This is a genomic window from Stenotrophomonas sp. LM091, assembly GCF_001806305.1.
GTDB classification, from domain to species: Bacteria; Pseudomonadota; Gammaproteobacteria; order Xanthomonadales; family Xanthomonadaceae; genus Stenotrophomonas; species Stenotrophomonas bentonitica_A.
Genome location: NZ_CP017483.1, coordinates 3,788,810 through 3,806,929, shown reverse-complemented (window position 1 = coordinate 3,806,929; position 18,120 = coordinate 3,788,810). Strand labels below are relative to the sequence as shown.

The window sequence follows — 18,120 nt, the reverse complement described above, 5'->3', positions numbered from 1 at the left end:
CGTTGGCTCAATGCTGATCAGAAATCGATGCAGCGTCCGTTTTTCTCCCAATCTCCGTACCGCACCGGATCAAGTCCGCCGCGGCCGCCGATTTCCAAAGGCAATGCCGGGGTCTCGGGAAGCGGTTGCTCCTCGGGTACCAGCGTGCCTTCAGCTTCAGAATCTGGAGAGGGGGTTGTTTGGCCTATCATGGGTGGTCTCGCAACGCACAAATTTTAGACCCCGTTCACGTGCCTGACAACCTGCCCTCCGATTTCGCCGGCTTTTCGCGCCTCCCTGGTCACCAGCTGCTCAGTCTCAGCGGTGCCGATGCGGCCGCGTTCGCCCATGCCCAATTCTCCAGCGATGTCACCGCCCTGCCCCTGCGGCATTGGCAGTGGAGTGCCTGGCTGACGGCCAAGGGCCGCACCATTGCTGTGTTCCAGCTGTTGCGGCTGGACCAGGAGCGCATCGTGCTGGTGCTCGCCGATGGCGACGCCGATGCGATTGCGTCGCAGTTGCAGCGCTTTGTCTTCCGCCGCAAGGTGCGGATCGAGGTCCGCAATGATCTTGCCGTGGCGGCAAGCTTCACCGCGCCGGAATCGGCCTCCGGCGGCGCGATTGCGCAACTTGGCGGGGAAAACATCGAATTGGACCTGGGCAGCGACGCACTCCCGCGCAGCCTGCGCATCGGTGCCGCCGACGCCGTGGCGACCCCCGCCGACAGCGCGGATATCGCGCTGGCCTGGCGCCAGGCCGATCTGCGCTACGGCCTGCCGCGCCTGGATGCCGATCAGCGCGAGCAGTGGACGCCGCAGCAGCTGGGCCTGGACCGCCTGAACGGGTACAGCGTCAAGAAAGGCTGCTACCCGGGCCAGGAAATCGTGGCCCGCACCCACTTCCTGGGCAAGGCCAAGCGCGCCCTGCAGCTGCTGCGGGTCGTGGAGGGCACGACCAGCGGCACGCAGGTACATCAGAAGGACGCGGCGATCGGCACGGTGGCCTCGGTGGCCGGTGATCTGGCCCTGGCGGTGCTGCCGCTGGAGATCGCGCCGGAGCCGTTGAGCGTCGGCGGGGTCCAGGCCGCCCACCTGCCGTTGCTGGACGGTCTGGCGCGGTAACAGGCATCGACCGTTGGTCGATGCGGCACGCCATGAACGTTGATGGGTGTGCGTGGAGCCGGCCAGCGGCCGGCAACCCCGTAACCCGTCCGCGCCTTACGCGTCGTTCAAGCGCTCGCCGGTCTGCGCATCGAAGAAATGCAGGCCCTGCGGATGGATCGCCACGCGGATCGGCTCGCCGACCGACGGCAACCCCTGCGGCGCCACGCGCATCACCAACGGCTGGCCGCCACTGGTCATGTTGACGAAAATCTCGTTGCCGACCGGCTCGATGCCATCGATCATCGCCTCGAACGCCGTCGCATCCCCGGCCGCGGCCGGCTGCAGATGCTCCGGGCGCACGCCCACGGCAATCGCCTTGCCGACCCACGCCTGATCGATCCGGGCCTGGCCCAGCGGCGCGGTCAGCCCGGTGTCCTGCACGGCATAGCCGCTGTCGGTGCGCTGCAGGGTACCGCGCAGCACATTCATCGCCGGGCTGCCGAGGAAGCCGGCCACGAACAGGTTGGCCGGGCGGTCGTACAGCGCCATCGGGGTATCGATCTGCTGGATCACGCCATCCTTGAGCACCACGATGCGCTGGCCCAGGGTCATCGCTTCCACCTGATCGTGGGTCACGTAGATCATGGTGGTGCCCAGCTTGCGGTGCAGCTGCGCGATTTCGGTCCGCACGCTGTGGCGCAGCTTGGCGTCCAGGTTGGACAGCGGCTCATCGAGCAGGAACACCGCCGGCTCGCGCACCAGCGCGCGGCCCAGCGCAACGCGCTGGCGCTGGCCGCCGGACATCGCCTTGGGCAGCTTGTCGAGCATCTCGGTCAGGCCCAGCGTTTGGGCCGCCTCACTGACCCGCTTGCTGATCGTGGCCTTGTCGTGGCCGCGCAGCTTCAGACCGAAGGCCAGGTTCTCGGCCACGGTCATGTGCGGATACAGCGCATAGCTCTGGAACACCATGGCGATGTCACGATCCTTGGGCGCCACGTCGTTGACCACGCGGTCGCCGATCGTCAGCGTGCCGCCACTGATTTCTTCCAGGCCGGCGACCATGCGCAGCAGTGTGGACTTGCCACACCCGGACGGCCCCACCAGCACCATCAATTCACCATCGGCCACTTCGAAGGTCGCGCCCTGCACGGCCACCTGACCGTTGTCGTAGACCTTGCGAACGCCCTGCAACTGCACTTTTGCCATATCACCATTCCAGTCCGCCCGGTCTCCGGGCTGTTATGCGGAACTGCCTTCGGCCCTCCCGATGGCAGGTCGATGGCGTGGTGCCGCATGACGGCGACCACTGCAATCGAATACAGTCTGCGCATTCTGCCATGTAAACGTTTTCACGTGGCACTATCCGATAGTCGGCCGTGACCTGGATGCCGGGGAGGATGCGATATCCCCCACGACACCGGGTTGGCAGGCCATCATGCCGGGCGGAATCCATGGGGCGTGCTGCACCTGCAACAAGCAGACAACGGACCCCGCCCGACCCCCGAGAACATAGACGAGAAGCGATTGACAACGATGTCACCCGGATCTGAAACTCGAGCGATGCACGACACCCTTTTCCTGTTTGGCGCCACAGGTGACCTGGCCCAGCGCTACCTGTTCCCCTCGCTGCTGCGATTGCTGGGCGACGGCCTGCTCCCCGAAGACTTCAAGGTTCGTGCGCTGGCGTTGTCGCCGCACGACACCGACGCCTTCCGCGAGATCCTGCGCCCGCGCCTGCAGCAGGCCATGCCGATGGCCAGCCAGGACGACATCCACTCGCTGCTGCAGCGCATCGACTACCGCTCGGTGGACCTGCGCAATCCCGAGTCCGTGGCCGAATCGGTCCACGACCTGGTCGACCGCAACTGCGTGAGCTACCTGGCGATCCCGCCGGGCCTGTACATCTCCACCTGCGAAGGCCTGGCCAAGGGCGGCGCGCTGGCCGCCCCGCACCGCCTGATGCTGGAAAAGCCGATCGGCAGCGACAGTGCCAGCGCCGAGGAGATCATCTCCACCATCGGCCAGTGGATCGACGAAGACCGCGTGTTCCGCCTGGACCACTACCTGGGCAAGGCCGCGGTGCAGAACCTGATCGCGCTGCGCTTCGGCAATACGCTGCTCGAGGCGGTCTGGAACCGCAACTACATCGAATCGGTGCACATCCTGGTGGCCGAGAGCGAAGGCGTGGATGGCCGCGATGCGTACTACGCCCGCTCCGGCGCGCTGCGCGACATGGTCCAGAGCCACATCCTGCAGCTGCTGTGCCTGGTCGCGATGGAACCGCCGGCGTCGCTGGAAGCCGACCGCATCCGCGACGAAAAGGTCAAAGTGCTGCGCGCCCTGCGCCCGCTCGATGCCAAGCATGCCGCGCGTGACAGCGTGCGGGGCCGCTACACCGCCGGCACCATCAACGGCCAGCCTGCGCAGGCCTACCAGCCGCCGGAAGGCAGCGATGTGGAAACCTTCGCCGGCGTCACCGCGCATATCGACAACTGGCGCTGGTCCGGCGTGCCGTTCCACCTGGTCACCGGCAAGCGCCTGGCCGAGCGCACCACCCGCGTGGTGGTCACGCTCAAGCCGGTCACGCATTGGCTGTTCGAGCGCCCGCACCGCGGCAATGCCACCCCCAACCGCATCACCTTCCAGCTGCAGCCGCAGGAAAACATCGAGCTGGGCCTGATGAGCTCGCTGGCCGGCCCGGAATGGGGCGCGCTGGAACTGCATCCGCTGGAACTGGAACTGTCCGTGCCGACCGGCCTGCACCGCCGCATCGCTTATGAACGCCTGTTCCTGGATGCCTTCAACGGCAACCATGCGCTGTTCGTGCGCGATGACGAAGTGCGCGCGGCCTGGGCGTGGATCGACAGCGTCAGCGATGCGTGGAAGGAAGCCAAGCTGCCGTTGCAGCCCTACCCGGCCGGTCAGTGGGGTCCAGAAGAAGCCGCAGGCTTCCTGCCTGCCGACGCCGATGCCGACGCAACCCGCGGTGGCCAGGCATGACGGTGTTGTCCCAGCCGGTCCTCGTCGCGGATATCGGCGGTACCAATGCACGGTTCGCCCTGGCCGATACCTCGCTGGCCGCGCCGCTGCAGCAGGACAGCATCCGCGAATTCGCGGTCGCTGACTTCCCCTCGCTCGGCGAAGCCGCACGGCACTACCTGGAGCAGATCGGCGCCGAAGCCAAGCGCGGTGTGTTCGCCGTGGCCGGCCGTGTCGACGGTGACGAGGCGCGCATCACCAATCACCCGTGGGTGATCTCGCGCATCCGCACCGCGCACATGCTCGGCTTCGACGACCTGCACCTGATCAATGACTTCGCCGCCCAGGCGATGGCGATTTCGCTGCTGCAGCCGCAGGACGTGATCCAGGTCGGCGGCGCGGCGTGGGTGCCGGGCAAGCCGGGCCAGCCGCGCAACTACGCGGTGATCGGCCCGGGCACCGGGCTGGGCGTGGGCGGGCTGATCCTGCGCCATGGCCGCTGCTATCCGCTGGAAACCGAAGGTGGCCACGTCAGCTTCCCGCCGGGTACGCCGGAAGAAATCCGCATCCTGGAGATCCTGTCCGAACAGTTCGGCCGTGTCTCCAACGAGCGCCTGATCTGCGGCCCCGGCCTGGTCAACATCCATCGCGCCGTGTGCGAGATGGCCGATATCGACCCGGGCCAGCTGCAGCCGGTGGACGTGACCGCGCGGGCGCTGCATGGCGACCCGCAGGCCATGCGCACCGTGGATGTGTTCTGCGCGGTGTTCGGCGCGATCGCCGGCGATCTGGTGCTGATGCAGGGCGCCTGGGATGGCGTGTTCCTGACCGGCGGGCTGGTGCCGAAGATGCTCGATTCGCTGCAGCACTCCGGCTTCCGCCAGCGCTTTGAACACAAGGGCCGCTTCTCTTCGATCATGTCCAAGGTGCCGTCACTGGCCGTGATGCACCCCAGCCCCGGCCTGCTCGGCGCGGCCGCCTATGCGGCGGATGTGGAACGCGATCTGCCGGGAGGCACTGCATGAATACCCTGGATACGTCCGAACGTTTCACCTTGATCCGGCACGGCGATGCCGATGGCTGGATCGAGGCCGTCGCCGCGGAAATGGCGGCCGAGCTGAACCGCGACATCGCCGAATTCGGCCGCGCGCGCATGCTGCTCTCCGGCGGCACCACGCCGGCACCGGTCTACCAGGCGCTGGCCGAGCTGGACGTGCAATGGGACCGGGTGGAAGTGAGCCTGGTCGATGAGCGCTGGCTGTCGCCGCAGGATCGCGACAGCAATGCCTGGCTGGTGAAGGAGAGCTTCCTGACCCGTGCCGAAGGCGCGCATTTCGATCCGCTGGTGCGGGTCGGCAAGCCGCTGCCCGAGTGCGTCTACAGCGCCAACCTGCAGGCACAGCACAGCCAGCGGCCCTGCCTGAGCGTGCTCGGCATGGGCAACGACGGCCACACTGCGTCGCTGTTCCCGGGGTCGAAGGACCTGACCCGGGCACTGGAAAGCACCCTGCCCTACGCGGCGCTGGATGCCACCGGCTGCCCCGGTGCCAATCAGTGGCCGCTGCGCATCACGCTCACCCCGCACGGCTTGAAGCAGAGCCGCCAGCGCCTGCTGCTGCTGCGCGGCAAGCAGAAGCTGGAAGTGCTCAAGCACGCGCTGGAAAGCAACAATCCGCAGCTGTATCCCATCCTCAACGCGATCGATCTCGACGGCGCGAAACTGCGCGTCCACTGGTGTGACTGAGTTGCCCCGGTGTTGTTCCGTTCGCCTTCTCATAGCCGGTAGCCAATGAGCCTGCATCCCAAACTCCATGCCATCACCGAGCGCATCGTCCAGCGCAGCGTCGCCTCGCGCGCCGCCTACCTGGCCGGTGTAGACGCGGCGCTGCGCGACGGTCCATTCCGTTCGCGCCTGAGCTGCGGCAACCTCGCCCACGGGTTCGCCGCGTGCGGCCCGACCGACAAGTCGCGCCTGCGCGGCGGCGTGACGCCCAACCTGGGCATCATCACCGCGTACAACGACATGCTCTCGGCGCACCAGCCGTTCGAGCACTACCCGGAGATCCTGCGCGAAACCGCGCGCGAACTCGGCGCGACCGCACAGGTGGCCGGTGGCGTGCCGGCGATGTGCGACGGCGTCACCCAGGGCCGCGGCGGCATGGAGCTGTCGCTGTTCTCGCGCGATGTGATCGCCCAGTCCACCGCGATCGGCCTGAGCCATGACATGTTCGACGCCAGCGTCTACCTCGGCGTCTGCGACAAGATCGTGCCCGGCCTGCTGATCGGTGCGCTGGCCTTCGGCCACCTGCCGGCGATCTTCCTGCCGGCCGGCCCGATGACCCCGGGCATCCCGAACAAGCAGAAGGCCGAAGTGCGCGAGCGCTATGCGGCCGGCCAGGCAACCCGCGAGGAACTGCTGGAGGCCGAGGCCGCCTCGTACCACGGCGCCGGTACCTGCACCTTCTACGGCACCGCCAACTCCAACCAGACCCTGCTCGAAGCGATGGGCGTGCAGTTGCCGGGCGCCTCGTTCGTCAACCCCGATACGCCGCTGCGCGATGCGCTGACCCGCCAGGCAGCGGTGCGTGCGCTGGAAATCAGCGCACTGGGCGATGACTTCCGTCCGCTCGGCCGGCTGATCGACGAGCGCGCGATCGTCAATGCGGTGGTCACGCTGATGGCCACCGGCGGCTCGACCAACCACACCATCCACTGGATCGCGGTGGCGCGTGCGGCCGGCATCGTGCTGACCTGGGACGACATGGACCAGCTCTCGCAGCTGATCCCACTGCTGGCCCGCGTCTATCCGAACGGCGAAGCCGACGTGAACCGCTTCGCCGCCGCCGGTGGCACCGCGTTCGTGTTCCGCGAGTTGATGGAGGCCGGGCTGATGCACGCCGACCTGCAGACCGTGGCCGAAGGCGGCATGCACCAGTACGGCCAGGAACCGGCGCTGCGCGATGGCAAGCTGACCTACATCGATGGCGTGCGCGAGAGCGCCGATCCGGACGTGGTGCGTGGCGTGGCCGATCCGTTCGAAGCCCAGGGTGGCCTGCGCCTGCTGCGCGGCAACCTTGGCCGATCGCTGATCAAGCTGTCAGCGGTGAAGCCGCAGTTCCGCACGATCGAAGCGCCGGCCGTGGTGGTCGATGCACCGCAGGTGCTGAACAAGCTGCATGCCGCCGGTGTGCTGCCGCACGATTTCGTGGCGGTGGTGCGTTACCAGGGCCCGCGCGCCAACGGCATGCCGGAGCTGCATTCGCTGGCGCCGCTGCTGGGCCTGCTGCAGAACCAGGGCCGCCGCGTGGCGCTGGTCACCGATGGTCGCCTGTCTGGTGCCTCGGGCAAGTTCCCGGCCGCGATCCACATGACGCCGGAAGCCTCTCGCGGCGGTCCGCTGGCGCGGGTGCGCGAGGGCGACATCATCCGTCTGGATGGTGAGGCCGGCACGCTGGAGCTGCTGGTGGATGCGGCGGAATTCGCCGCGCGCGAGCCGGCGCCGAACACGGCACCGGCCGCGCACGATCTGGGCCGCAATCTGTTCGCGATGAGCCGCCGCCTGGTGGGCCCGGCCGACCAGGGCGCGATGTCGATTTCGTGTGGGCCGGCCGCCGATGACGGCAGCATCTGGAATTACGATGCGGAATACGAGCTTGGGCATGATGCGGCGGCGGCGGATGCGCCGCATGAGGCGAAGGACGCCTGAGCTGATGCAGCGGCAAGGTGTCCTGGTTGAGGCAGCGGACGGCCCCAACCGGGACGCGCCGTGAACCCATCCATGGGGGCTCGTAAAGCGGCATCCATGCCGCTTGACGGTCCTGGTGGGGGCCATCCCGCTGCCTCCCGACACATTCCGGCGCGTCGTTCGCGCCGCAGACATTGATGAAAAGAAGGATTGGAAACGCATGAGCATCGCCGAACATCAGAAACGCGCTGAAACCCTGTTGAAGGCTGCCGGCATTCTGCCGGTGGTGACGGTGCATACGCTGGACCAGGCCCGTGCGGTCAGCGCGGCGTTGCTGGAGGGCGGGCTGCCGGCGATCGAGCTGACGCTGCGTACGCCGGTGGCGATGGAAGCGCTCGCCATGCTCAAGCGCGAGCTGCCGGATGTGGTGGTGGGTGCGGGCACGGTGTTGACCGTGGAGCAGATGCAGCAGTCCATCGATGCGGGCGCCGATTTCCTGGTCACGCCGGGTACGCCGGTGCACATGGCCGATGCGCTGGCGCAGGCGCCGCTGCCGGTGGTGCCGGGTGCGGCGTCGCCGACGGAGATGCTGGCGCTGTATGCGCGCGGCTTCCGGGTGTGCAAATTGTTCCCGGCCTCGGCCGTGGGCGGGCTGGCGATGATCAAGGGCCTGGCCGGTCCGATTCCGGATCTGAAGCTGTGCCCGACCGGCGGCATCACCGAAGACACCGCCGCCGAATACCTGGAGCAGAAGAACGTGGTCTGCATCGGTGGTTCGTGGATGGTGCCGGGGGGCTGGATCGAGCGTGGCGAGTGGGACAAGGTGCGCGAAAGCGCGGCCCAGGCCGCGAAGATCGTGGCGCGGGTCCGCGCGCACTGAACGAAAACGCCCGGGCATGCCCGGGCGTTTTTTTACGTGCATCCTGCGCGTGGATTACATCGGGCGCGCCGGATCCACCAGGCCGTACTGGCTGGCCATGCGCGCGAGCGCGATGTTGTCGTTGATGCCCATTTTCTCGAACAGGCGCGCCTTGTGCGTGTTGACGGTCTTCGCGCTCAGGCTCAGGCGTTTGGCGATGTCTTCCTGGCGCAGGCCCTGGGTCAACAGCAGCGCCACTTCCAGTTCGCGCGGGGACAGGGTGTCGAACGGCGAATGGTTGCCTTCCACATTGGACAACGCGAGGTTCTGCGCGATGCTGTTGCCGAGATAACGACGGCCGAGCGCTGCATCGCGCACGGCACGCAGCAGTTCCTGGGCATCGCAGGCCTTGCCGATGTAGCCGGAAGCACCGGCTTCGAGCAGGCGCTTGGGCATCGGCCCATCTTCAAGGACGGAGACGATCACCACGCGGGTGCCGTGGTCGCCACGGACCACGCGCTCGGTGACTTCCATGCCGCTGACGCCAGGCAGGTGCAGATCGCACAGCACGACGTCGGGCCGCAGGCGGCGGATATCCGGCAATGCATCTTCGCCACTCTCCGCCTCACCGACCACCTCGATGTCGGTCTCGTTGGAGAGGATCATCTTCATGCCCGTGCGCACCAGAGCATGATCGTCCACCAGATACACTCGAATCGTCATCCGCCAACCTCGTCAAACACTGTGAACGGGGGCAAGCCTAGCCGCGGGATGTGTCGATCACAAGGAACCGGGTTCCCCATCATCGCGTTCTGCTCCACGCATCACAGACGTGCTGTCTGCCCCTCCCCCTGTGCCTCTCATCCTCTTCTGTTCCAGTGGAACAGCCTATGGATGGCGCCCGTTTTCATGCCGCTTTCGGCTAGTTTACCGCCGTATTCGTCTCAGCGGCATGCCGCCACGGATGGCGACGGCGGAACATGACCAGGAAGCACCCTACCACCCAGACCAGGGCGGCACACCAGCCGGCCAGGATGTCGGAAGGGTAATGGACCCCGAGGTAGACCCGGGACAGGCTGACCAGCACCGCAAAGGTCACCGCGGAGAACGCGACCGGCCAGCGCCAGCGGGTGTTCCAGGCCAGCAGCACCAGGGTGACGGCCAGGGTCATCGAGCCCATGGCATGGCCACTGGGGAAGCTGAAGGTGCTTTCCGGGGCGATGGATTCCCACAGGCTGGGCCGGTCGCGCTGGAAGAAGCGCTTGCTGCCCAGGTTGAGCAGCGCCGAGCCGGCAAAGCAGATCGCCACGAAACTGGCCTCGCGCCAGCGTCTGCGCCAGGCCAGCAGGACCACGATCAGCACATCGGCCGGGATCAGGAACCACTCATAGCCCAGTTTGGAGAGCAGCACGAAGAACTGGTCCAGGCCCGGCGAATGCAGGCCATGCATCTTCCACAGCAGCGGCGCATCGAAATAGATCGATTCCAGCTCATGGACTTCATCGGCCAGGGCGACGAACCCGGCCAGGGGCAGCAGCACGCCCACGAACAGCAGCACGAAGCGCCAGGCGTTGCGGCCCATCCAGTGGCGGAAACCGGCCGCCGCCTCCGGGGCAGCCAGCACCGCCGGCTTATCCGAGCGTTCGGACATAGGTGCGTTCGACGTAATCGTCGATCAGCGCCACGAAGTCCTGGGCGATGTTCTCGCCGCGCAGGGTGACCGTCTTTTCACCGTCCACGAAGACCGGCGCCGCCGGCGTCTCGCCGGTCCCCGGCAGGGAGATGCCGATGTTGGCGTGGCGCGACTCGCCCGGCCCGTTGACGATGCAGCCCATGACCGCCAGGGTCATGCTTTCGGCCCCGGGGTGGTTCACCTTCCAGAGCGGCATTTTCTCGCGCACATGGTTCTGCACGACCTTGGCCAGCTCCTGGAAGAACTCCGAGGTGGTCCGGCCGCAGCCGGGGCAGGCCGTGACCAGCGGCGTGAAGGCCCGCTGCCCGGTGGTCTGCAGCAGTTCCTGGGCGACGATCACCTCGGCGGTGCGCGACTGGCCCGGTTCGGGGGTCAGCGAAATGCGGATGGTGTCGCCGATGCCTTCCTGCAGCAGCACCGCCAGCGCCGCCGAGGAGGCGACGATGCCCTTGCTGCCGATGCCGGCTTCGGTCAGGCCCAGGTGCAGCGCGAAATCCGAGCGCTGGGCCAGGTCGCGGTACACCGCGATCAGCTCCTGCACCCCACTGACCTTGGCCGACAGCACGATGCGGTCGCGCGGCAGGCCCAGTTCCACGGCGGTCTCGGCCGAATCCAGCGCCGAGCGGATCAGCGCCTCACGCAGCACGCGCCCGGCATCCCAGGGCTGCGCGCGCTGGCTGTTCTCGTCCATCAGGCGCGCCGCCAGCGACTGGTCCAGCGAGCCCCAGTTGGCGCCGATGCGGACCGGCTTGTTGTAGCGGATCGCAAATTCGATCAGCTGCGCGAACTGGGTGTCTTTCTTCTTGCCGAAGCCGACGTTGCCCGGATTGATCCGGTACTTGGCCAGGGCTTCGGCGCAGGCCGGCTCCTGGGTCAGCAACTGGTGGCCGTTGTAATGAAAGTCGCCGATCAGGGGGACATCGATCCCCATCATCTGCAGCTTTTCCACGATCCGCGGGATGGCCGCGGCCGACTCGGGATTGTTGACGGTCAGCCGCACCATCTCCGAGCCTGCGCGCCACAGTTCGGCCACCTGCTTCACACTGGCGGCGACATCGGCGGTGTCGGTGTTGGTCATCGACTGCACCACCACGGGATGGCCGCCACCCACGACCACGCCGCCGATACGGACAGGCTGGGTCTGGCGGCGGGCCCACACGGCGGAGTCGGCGGGTTGGGTCGGTCGGGTCACGGCGTCATGCATCGGCGTATTTTAGCGCGCCCAGCGCGCACGTAGGTGCCTGTCGTTGCTCGGCGCTCATGTTCAGCGCCCGCCGCACGGCGCCCCGCCCCGATGCGGCCGATTGTCGCAGGCAGGCGCTGTCGGGAGCGCATAGGATGTGCGGTGATGACCGGTACCGACGCCCCCTTTCTCCGCACCCTGTGCAGCCTGCGCTGGCTGGCCGTGGCCGGCCAGGCCGCCACGATCCTGGTCGCCACCTGGGTGCTGGGCCTGGAACTGCCGCAGCTGCCGCTGTGGGCCGGCGTCGCCGCGCTGACCCTGTTCAACCTGTACGCGCAGCTGCGTGTGCAAGGCCCCGATACCGCGCCGGTCACCGCCTTCGGCCACATCCTGGTGGATGTCACCGTGCTGACCTGGATGGTCGGCTGGAGTGGCGGCATCGCCAACCCCTTCGGCTCGCTGTTCCTGATCCTGATCGCCCTGGCCGCGCTTGCCCTGCCCCTGCGCTGGACCCTGGCCGTGGCGGCGGCCTGCCTGATCGGCTACGCGGTCAGCGGCGTGTTCGGCCTGCCACTGCCCAGCGGCTACTTCACCGGTGCGCAGATGCAGCAGTGGGGCGTGGTCTGCAACTTCCTGCTGTCGGCAACGGTGGTGCTGGTGTTCGCCACCCGGCTGGCGATCGCCCTGCGCCAGCGCGAGCACGAACTGGCCCTGCTGCGCGAGCGCTTCGTCCGCAACGAAGGCATCGTCGCCCTGGCCACCCACGCCGCCTCGGTGGCGCATGAACTCAATACCCCGCTGGCGACCATGACCCTGCTGGCCGACGACATCGCCGACCAGACTGAAAGCAGCGAGGTCCGTGATGACGTGGAAACCCTGCGCGAGCTGCTGGTGCAGTGCCGCGAGCGCGTGCTGGCACTGGCCCGCCCCGCCGCAGGCGATGCCCCCGGCCGCGATGCGGTGACCTTGCCGCAGGTGCTGGAGCAATGGCGGCTGGTGCGCCCGACCATCGCACTGCATCGCAATGAAGATGCCCCGCTGACCCTGCCGCTGGATCCGGGTATCGGCCATCTGTTGATGGTGCTGCTCAACAATGCCGCCGACGCCGGCGAGAAAGCCGACCGCCCGCAGGTGGATCTGTCGCTGCGCATCGAAGGCGATGACCTGATCGGCGAAGTGCGCGACTACGGCCACGGGTTCGATGCCCGCCAGGCCGTGCTGCCCGGCACCTTGTTCAACAGCGGCAAGACCGACGGCATGGGTGTCGGCCTGGCGCTGTCCCACGCCACCATCGAACGCCTGGACGGCGAGCTGTGGATGCGCCCGGCCAATGGTGCCGGCACCCGCGTCGGCTTCCGCCTGCCCTTGTCCCCACGGGAGACTTCCGCATGACCGCCTTCACCCCCGCGCCCGGTCAGGCCAGCCACGGCCTGCTGGTCGACGACGACGAACTGTATCTGCGCACGCTGCAGCGCAGCCTGGCCCGCAAGGGGCTGGAAACCGTCACCGCCAGCGACACTGCCTCGGCGCTGCTGCTGGCCCGCCAGCAGCCGCCCGCCTACGCGTTGATCGATCTCAAGCTGGGCACCGAGTCCGGCCTTGCCTTGATCCAGCCGCTGCGCGCCCTGCGCGAAGACATGCGGATCCTGCTGGTGACCGGCTACGCCAGCATCGCCACGGCGGTGGAAGCAATCAAACTCGGTGCCGACGATTACCTGCCCAAGCCGGCCACGGTGCCGATGATCCTGCGCGCACTCGGCGAGGAAGACGATGGTCCCGCCGACGATGGCGACATGGAACCGCCGGATGCGATGACCCCGATCAGCCGGCTGCAGTGGGAACACATCCAGCAGGCGATGCATGAGACCGGCGGCAACGTCTCCGCCGCCGCGCGGCTGCTCGGCATGCACCGGCGCTCGCTGCAGCGCAAGCTGGCCAAGCGGCCCAGCCCGGAGCGCGATCCGAGCAGGTGACCGGCCCGTTGCAGCGCCGCGCATGAAAACGAAAACGGCGACCGCGAGGCCGCCGTTTTTGTTGGCCGCATGCGGGGATGCGCGGTTACCAGAACACCGTGTACAGCGCGATCAGGATCGCGATCACCGCCGTACCGCCGATGTTGAAACTCATCGGCGTGGCATAGCGCACGTCATCGGTACGGATCAGGTCCTGCCCGGTGCGCGCCGGCTTCCACAACGAAATCAGCACGGCCAGCACCAGCGCCAGCAGGAACACCAGGCCGACGCGGTCGATGAAGGGCAGCGACGGCCACGCCAGTTTCAACACGATCGACAAGGCGAACGAGCCGATGGCCGCGGCCAGTGCGCCGGCTTCGCTGGCCTTCTTCCAGAACAGGCCGAGCAGGAAGATCACGGTGATGCCCGGGGTGAAGAAGCCGGTGAATTCCTGGATGTACTGGAAGCCCTGGTCGAAGCTGCCCAGCAACGGCCGTGCCGTGGCGATCGCCACCAGCACCGACACCGTTGCTGCGATGCGCCCCACGCGCACCAGCGTGGCTTGGCTGCTCTGCGGGCGCGCCTTGGCGTAGAAATCCAGGGTGAAGATGGTCGCGACCGAGTTGATCTTGGAGGCCAGCGACGCCACGATTGCCGCCACCAGCGCCGCGAAGACCAGGCCGAGGATGCCACTGGGCAGCAGGCTCATCATCGCCGGGTAGGCCCGGTCCGGCTTGCCCAGATCCGGCGCCAGCACCACCGCCGCGATCCCCGGCACCACGACCACCAACGGCACCAGCAGCTTCAGGAAGGCCGCGAACAACACGCCCTTCTGCGCCTCGCCGATGTCCTTGGCCGCCAGCGCGCGCTGGATGATGTACTGGTTGAAGCCCCAGTAACTCAGGTTCATGATCCACAGCCCGCCGATCAACACGCTCAACCCCGGCAGGTCTTTGTAGAACGGGTTGTCCGGGTGCAGGATCATCTGGAAGTGTTCCGGGTGCTGGTCCCACAGCTTCTGGAACCCCCCGGGGATGCCGGCGTCGCCGCCCACCGCGTTGAGGGTGAGCGCGGTCACCAGCAGGCCACCAAGGATCAGCAGCGAAACCTGCACGATATCGGTCAGCGCCACCGCCTTGAGGCCGCCGTACAACTGGTAGAGCAGCGCGAATACGCCGATCAGCACCAGCGCCAGCATCTGGTCCATGCCGGTGACCTCGGTCACCGCGATCGAGCCCAGCCACAGGATCGAGGTCAGGTTGACGAAAACGTACAGGCCCAGCCAGAACACCGCCATCAGCGTGCGGATCCGGTTGCCGTACCGCTGCTGCAGGAACTGCGGCATCGTGTAGATGCCGTTGCGCAGGAAGATCGGCAGGAAGTACTTGCCCACGATCAGCAGGGTAAGCGCAGCCATCCATTCGTAGGAGGCGATGGCCAGGCCGATCGCATAGCCGGAGCCGGACATGCCGATGATCTGTTCGGCCGAAATGTTGGCGGCAATCAGCGACGCGCCGATCGCCCACCACGGCAGCGAGCGCCCGGCCAGGAAGTAGTCTTCGGCACTCTTGCTGTGCCCGGCCTTCTCGCGCGAGACCCATTGCGCCAGCACGAAGATGCCGGCCAGGTAGACCAGCACGATTGCCACATCGAGTGTTGCCAATCCCACGTCATGCTCCTTGTGCAGCGTTGCACCGGCCCGCGTGCCGGCAAGTGCGGCGCGCGGCGGCGATCCGCCCCTGCCCAGCGGCAGGGGCCCTGTGGCTCACCGGGTCGGACAGGCGACCACGGTCTGGGCATCATTGCCGGTGCCCAGCGCGATGCGCGATACCGACAGGTCCAGCGCGTTTGAAGACTCCAGCACCGGCAGGCGCTCGATCTTCGACAGGTCAGCACCGGCCGCGGCGAAACACTTCAACGGCACGCCGATCGTCTGCCATTCGTCCTCGCCGATCGCGCCCAACGTCGCCGCCAGATCCAGCCGACCCTCGCACCCCTGGCCGCAACCGATCGCCAGCCCCACCGGCCCGCTGATCGCGCCGCTGCGGCGCACGGTCAGCAGCAACTGCACATCGCCATTGCTCTCGCGGGTGAGGTCCAGCGGGCGCGTGGACAGCAGCGCCATGTCCGCCTTGCCACTCCCCGACCACTGCAGCCGGCGCGCGTCTTCCTGCGCCTTGTGATCGACGGCCGTCACTTTCAGGCTGGCATCGCTGAGCACGGCCGGGAAGGTCACGGCCGGCAGCTCGGACTGTTTGACCCCGCTCAAGCGCATCGCCAGACCCGCGGCCGGCTTGCCCTTGTTGAAATACACGCCGGCATCGCCCTGCTCACCGGTGATGCCCGAGGCTTCCGGCAGTGCGGCGAGGTTGCCGTTGTCGGCATAGCGCAGGCCGAAGCCGAACGCGAACTGCGGGTCGTAGTCCTTCTGGCCGACATTGTTCTGGTACTGCACGGCGGTACGCGGCCAAGAGAAGCTGAGCGTGCCCTTGAAGTCGTGCTGCACGCTGCCGTCGGGCTTGCGCAGCAGCACGTCGGCGATGCCGGCCCCTTCCGAGCCGGGCAGCCAGGCGGCAACGAAGGCGTCGGATGCGTTGATCTCGCGGTTCACCCACAGCGGACGGCCACTGAGGAACACCGTGACCACCTTGATGCCCTCGCTCCTGAGCCGCTTGATCAGCTGCAGGTCGCTGTCATCGCCCGGCTTGTAGGCCAGCGTGGCGATGTCGCCCTGGAACTCGGCATACGGGTTCTCGCCCACCACCACCACCGCGACATCCGGTTTGGTGCGGTACCTGCCGTCGATCGCCAGCTCGGCGCTGCCACCGGCGGCGGTGACCTGCTGCTTCAGCCCATCCCAGATGCTGTCCGCATTCGGGTAGTCCGCACGCTTGGTGCCGGTGCCCTGCCAGTTGAGTGTCCAGCCACCGGACTGCTTGCCCAGGTCGTCTGCGCCATCCCCGGCGACCAGCACGCGCTGCTTCGGCGCCAGCGGCAGGACGCCGTCCTGGTTCTTCAGCAGCACCAGCGATTCGCGTACCGCCTGGCGCGCGATCGCGCGGTGTTCGGGCGCGCCGAGCAGCTCGAACTTGCCGCCCAGTGGACGCGTGGAGGGCTTGCCGGCCTCGAACAGGCCCAGCCGCAGCTTGACCCGCAGGATGCGACGCACGGCCTCGTCCAGCCGTTCCATGCTGATCACGCCGGACTTCACCGCTGCGACATTGCTTTCATAGATCCCCTTCCAGCTGTCGGGCGCCATCAGCATGTCCACACCGGCGTTGAACGAGGCCGGGCAGTTGTCGTTGGTGCAGCCAGCGACCTTGCCGTGGCCGTTCCAGTCGCCGACCACGAAGCCGCCGAAGTGCATGCGCCCCTTCAGGACATCGGTCAGCATCGGCTTGTGGCCGTGCATGGCGACGCCGTTGAAGCTGTTGAACGAGGCCATCACCGTCTGCGCGCCGGCCTGGATGGCGGGCGGGTAACCGGCCGCATGCACGTCGCGCATGACCGCTTCGCTGACCTGGGTATCGCCCTGGTCCTTGCCGTTCGTGGTGCCACCATCGCCGGCGTAGTGCTTGACCGAGGCGATCACGTGGTGCCCGTCCAGGAAGCCCGGCTGGCCGGGGATGCCCTGCAGACCTTCGACCACCTTGCCAGAGAAGCTGGCCACCAGCGCCGGCGACTCGGAATAGCCTTCGTAGGTGCGGCCCCAGCGGTCGTCCTGCGGCACCGCCACGGTGGGGGCGAAGGTCCACTCCATGCCGGTGGTGCGTGTTTCCACGGCGGTGACCTGGCCGATCTGGCGCATCAGGTCCGGGTTGCGGGTGGCGCCCAGGCCGATGTTGTGCGGAAACAGCGTGGCGCCGACGATATTGCTCTGCCCGTGCACCGCGTCGATGCCGAAGATGATCGGGATGCCGGGACCGCCGCTGGCCGGATCCAGCGAGGCCGCGTAGTAGGCATCGGCAAGCGCCAGCCATGCCGACGGCGGCGCGTCGTACTTGCCGCCGGGATCGGAGTTGCCGCCGGCCAGCACTGAGCCGATGTGGTACCGGCGCACGTCGTCGGGGGTCATGCTGGCGATATCGCCCTGCACGGTCTGTCCGACCTTCTGCTCCACACTCATGCCGGCCATCAATGCATCGATGCGCTTCTCCAGCGCCGGGTCCTCGGCCAGCGGCCACGCCAGCTCGGGCCAGTTCTGCGGGTGGATGGCGTCGGCCGCGGTGGCGGCCGCTGGCGACGGTGTGGTCGCGGCAGGCCGGTCACCGCCGCAAGCGGCCAACAGCAACATCGTGGCCGACGTGGCCAGCGCGAGAGCGTGGCGGATCGACCGCCGGTTGGAGCGAAGCGAAAGCAACGGCATGTACCCTCCCAGGTATCGCACAAGCAGCAGACGGATGGCGCGACTCCCCGCGCCATGACGACGTACCTTTGGTGTTGCGCGCGATGCTGTCAATCCGGCGCGTGGCTATGCCATCGACCGGCGCTGATATGGGATTGTGCTATAGCCAAACCGACGCCCCACCCTGCAATTCCGGCGGCTCACGGCATACCTCTCCGCCCTGTCAGGGTTTGCCGTGTTGCGCTGCAGTATCCCGCTCGGTGCGCACTGCGCAGATCCGGACGCGCAGCAGCAGGCGCCAGAACGCAGAACCGCCGGGCAGGCCGGCGGTTCGTGGTCATG

15 protein-coding genes are annotated in these 18,120 nt (G+C 67.5%); 8 read left to right on the top strand and 7 right to left on the bottom strand.

Annotation, left to right across the window (positions count from 1 at the left end):
* Positions 1 to 17 precede the first annotated feature (17 nt).
* On the bottom strand, positions 18 to 191 hold the full coding sequence (locus tag BIZ42_RS19385; RefSeq protein ID WP_080114829.1) for a DUF1674 domain-containing protein: 174 nt from the start codon (positions 189 to 191) through the stop codon (positions 18 to 20).
* 39 nt (positions 192 to 230) lie between these two features.
* Between BIZ42_RS19385 and BIZ42_RS16960 the strand changes: the two genes are divergently transcribed.
* Positions 231 to 1,100, top strand: coding sequence for a folate-binding protein YgfZ (locus BIZ42_RS16960; RefSeq protein WP_070427125.1), 870 nt, complete (start codon positions 231 to 233; stop codon positions 1,098 to 1,100).
* A gap of 96 nt (positions 1,101 to 1,196) precedes the next feature.
* On the opposite strand, the gene ugpC is transcribed toward BIZ42_RS16960, so the two are convergent.
* Complete coding sequence (gene ugpC, locus BIZ42_RS16955) at positions 1,197 to 2,288, bottom strand: sn-glycerol-3-phosphate ABC transporter ATP-binding protein UgpC (RefSeq protein ID WP_070427124.1); 1,092 nt, start codon at positions 2,286 to 2,288, stop codon at positions 1,197 to 1,199.
* A gap of 354 nt (positions 2,289 to 2,642) precedes the next feature.
* On the opposite strand from ugpC, the gene zwf reads away from it, so the two are divergent.
* The 5 genes from zwf (at position 2,643) to BIZ42_RS16930 (ending at position 8,626) form a co-directional block, all read left to right on the top strand.
* Complete coding sequence (gene zwf / locus BIZ42_RS16950) at positions 2,643 to 4,082, top strand: glucose-6-phosphate dehydrogenase (protein WP_019183260.1); 1,440 nt, start codon at positions 2,643 to 2,645, stop codon at positions 4,080 to 4,082.
* Positions 4,079 to 5,086, top strand: a complete 1,008-nt coding sequence (gene glk / locus BIZ42_RS16945; protein ID WP_019183261.1) for a glucokinase — start codon at positions 4,079 to 4,081, stop codon at positions 5,084 to 5,086. Before zwf ends, glk begins: the two co-directional genes overlap by 4 nt.
* Positions 5,083 to 5,805, top strand: a complete 723-nt coding sequence (pgl, locus tag BIZ42_RS16940; RefSeq protein ID WP_019183262.1) for a 6-phosphogluconolactonase — start codon at positions 5,083 to 5,085, stop codon at positions 5,803 to 5,805. The genes glk and pgl overlap by 4 nt, the downstream gene beginning before the upstream one ends.
* A 45-nt stretch (positions 5,806 to 5,850) precedes the next feature.
* Positions 5,851 to 7,767: a phosphogluconate dehydratase gene (gene edd / locus BIZ42_RS16935; protein ID WP_070427123.1), complete on the top strand. Its 1,917-nt coding sequence runs from the start codon at positions 5,851 to 5,853 to the stop codon at positions 7,765 to 7,767.
* Between the two features lie 199 nt (positions 7,768 to 7,966).
* A complete protein-coding gene (locus BIZ42_RS16930; protein WP_070427122.1) occupies positions 7,967 to 8,626 on the top strand; it encodes a bifunctional 4-hydroxy-2-oxoglutarate aldolase/2-dehydro-3-deoxy-phosphogluconate aldolase in 660 nt (219 codons plus the stop codon).
* 54 nt (positions 8,627 to 8,680) lie between these two features.
* Here BIZ42_RS16930 and BIZ42_RS16925 read toward each other — a convergent pair whose 3' ends face one another.
* From BIZ42_RS16925 to ispG, 3 genes are all read right to left on the bottom strand, one after another.
* On the bottom strand, positions 8,681 to 9,328 hold the full coding sequence (locus BIZ42_RS16925; protein ID WP_019183265.1) for a response regulator: 648 nt from the start codon (positions 9,326 to 9,328) through the stop codon (positions 8,681 to 8,683).
* A gap of 199 nt (positions 9,329 to 9,527) precedes the next feature.
* The gene (locus BIZ42_RS16920) at positions 9,528 to 10,256 is read right to left on the bottom strand and encodes a phosphatase PAP2 family protein (RefSeq protein ID WP_070427121.1); all 729 of its coding nucleotides are present in this window, start codon (positions 10,254 to 10,256) and stop codon (positions 9,528 to 9,530) included.
* Positions 10,237 to 11,502, bottom strand: coding sequence for a flavodoxin-dependent (E)-4-hydroxy-3-methylbut-2-enyl-diphosphate synthase (gene ispG, locus BIZ42_RS16915; RefSeq protein WP_019183267.1), 1,266 nt, complete (start codon positions 11,500 to 11,502; stop codon positions 10,237 to 10,239). The genes BIZ42_RS16920 and ispG overlap by 20 nt, the downstream gene beginning before the upstream one ends.
* Before the next feature lie 144 nt (positions 11,503 to 11,646).
* Here ispG and BIZ42_RS16910 point away from each other — a divergent pair, with 144 nt between their 5' ends.
* On the top strand, positions 11,647 to 12,873 hold the full coding sequence (locus tag BIZ42_RS16910) for an ATP-binding protein (RefSeq protein WP_019183268.1): 1,227 nt from the start codon (positions 11,647 to 11,649) through the stop codon (positions 12,871 to 12,873).
* On the top strand, positions 12,870 to 13,454 hold the full coding sequence (locus BIZ42_RS16905) for a response regulator transcription factor (RefSeq protein WP_019183269.1): 585 nt from the start codon (positions 12,870 to 12,872) through the stop codon (positions 13,452 to 13,454). The genes BIZ42_RS16910 and BIZ42_RS16905 overlap by 4 nt, the downstream gene beginning before the upstream one ends.
* 85 nt (positions 13,455 to 13,539) lie before the next feature.
* Here the strand turns inward: BIZ42_RS16905 and BIZ42_RS16900 are convergent, their stop codons facing one another.
* Together BIZ42_RS16900 and BIZ42_RS16895 are read right to left on the bottom strand one after the other, a co-directional pair.
* The gene (locus BIZ42_RS16900; RefSeq protein ID WP_070427120.1) at positions 13,540 to 15,102 is read right to left on the bottom strand and encodes a sodium/sugar symporter; all 1,563 of its coding nucleotides are present in this window, start codon (positions 15,100 to 15,102) and stop codon (positions 13,540 to 13,542) included.
* A gap of 96 nt (positions 15,103 to 15,198) precedes the next feature.
* A complete protein-coding gene (locus tag BIZ42_RS16895) occupies positions 15,199 to 17,799 on the bottom strand; it encodes an exo 1,3/1,4-beta-D-glucan glucohydrolase (RefSeq protein ID WP_070427119.1) in 2,601 nt (866 codons plus the stop codon).
* Positions 17,800 to 18,120 lie beyond the last annotated feature (321 nt).

Bases quoted from the DNA above. Each gene is read 5' to 3' on its own strand.
- BIZ42_RS19385 (WP_080114829.1), bottom strand. From the start codon at position 191: ATGATAGGCCAAACAACCCCCTCTCCAGATTCTGAAGCTGAAGGCACG.
- ugpC (WP_070427124.1), bottom strand. From the start codon at position 2,288: ATGGCAAAAGTGCAGTTGCAGGGCGTTCGCAAGGTCTACGACAACGGT.
- zwf (WP_019183260.1), top strand. From the start codon at position 2,643: ATGCACGACACCCTTTTCCTGTTTGGCGCCACAGGTGACCTGGCCCAG.
- glk (WP_019183261.1), top strand. From the start codon at position 4,079: ATGACGGTGTTGTCCCAGCCGGTCCTCGTCGCGGATATCGGCGGTACC.
- pgl (WP_019183262.1), top strand. From the start codon at position 5,083: ATGAATACCCTGGATACGTCCGAACGTTTCACCTTGATCCGGCACGGC.
- edd (WP_070427123.1), top strand. From the start codon at position 5,851: ATGAGCCTGCATCCCAAACTCCATGCCATCACCGAGCGCATCGTCCAG.
- BIZ42_RS16930 (WP_070427122.1), top strand. From the start codon at position 7,967: ATGAGCATCGCCGAACATCAGAAACGCGCTGAAACCCTGTTGAAGGCT.
- BIZ42_RS16925 (WP_019183265.1), bottom strand. From the start codon at position 9,328: ATGACGATTCGAGTGTATCTGGTGGACGATCATGCTCTGGTGCGCACG.
- BIZ42_RS16920 (WP_070427121.1), bottom strand. From the start codon at position 10,256: ATGTCCGAACGCTCGGATAAGCCGGCGGTGCTGGCTGCCCCGGAGGCG.
- ispG (WP_019183267.1), bottom strand. From the start codon at position 11,502: ATGCATGACGCCGTGACCCGACCGACCCAACCCGCCGACTCCGCCGTG.
- BIZ42_RS16910 (WP_019183268.1), top strand. From the start codon at position 11,647: ATGACCGGTACCGACGCCCCCTTTCTCCGCACCCTGTGCAGCCTGCGC.
- BIZ42_RS16905 (WP_019183269.1), top strand. From the start codon at position 12,870: ATGACCGCCTTCACCCCCGCGCCCGGTCAGGCCAGCCACGGCCTGCTG.
- BIZ42_RS16895 (WP_070427119.1), bottom strand. From the start codon at position 17,799: ATGCCGTTGCTTTCGCTTCGCTCCAACCGGCGGTCGATCCGCCACGCT.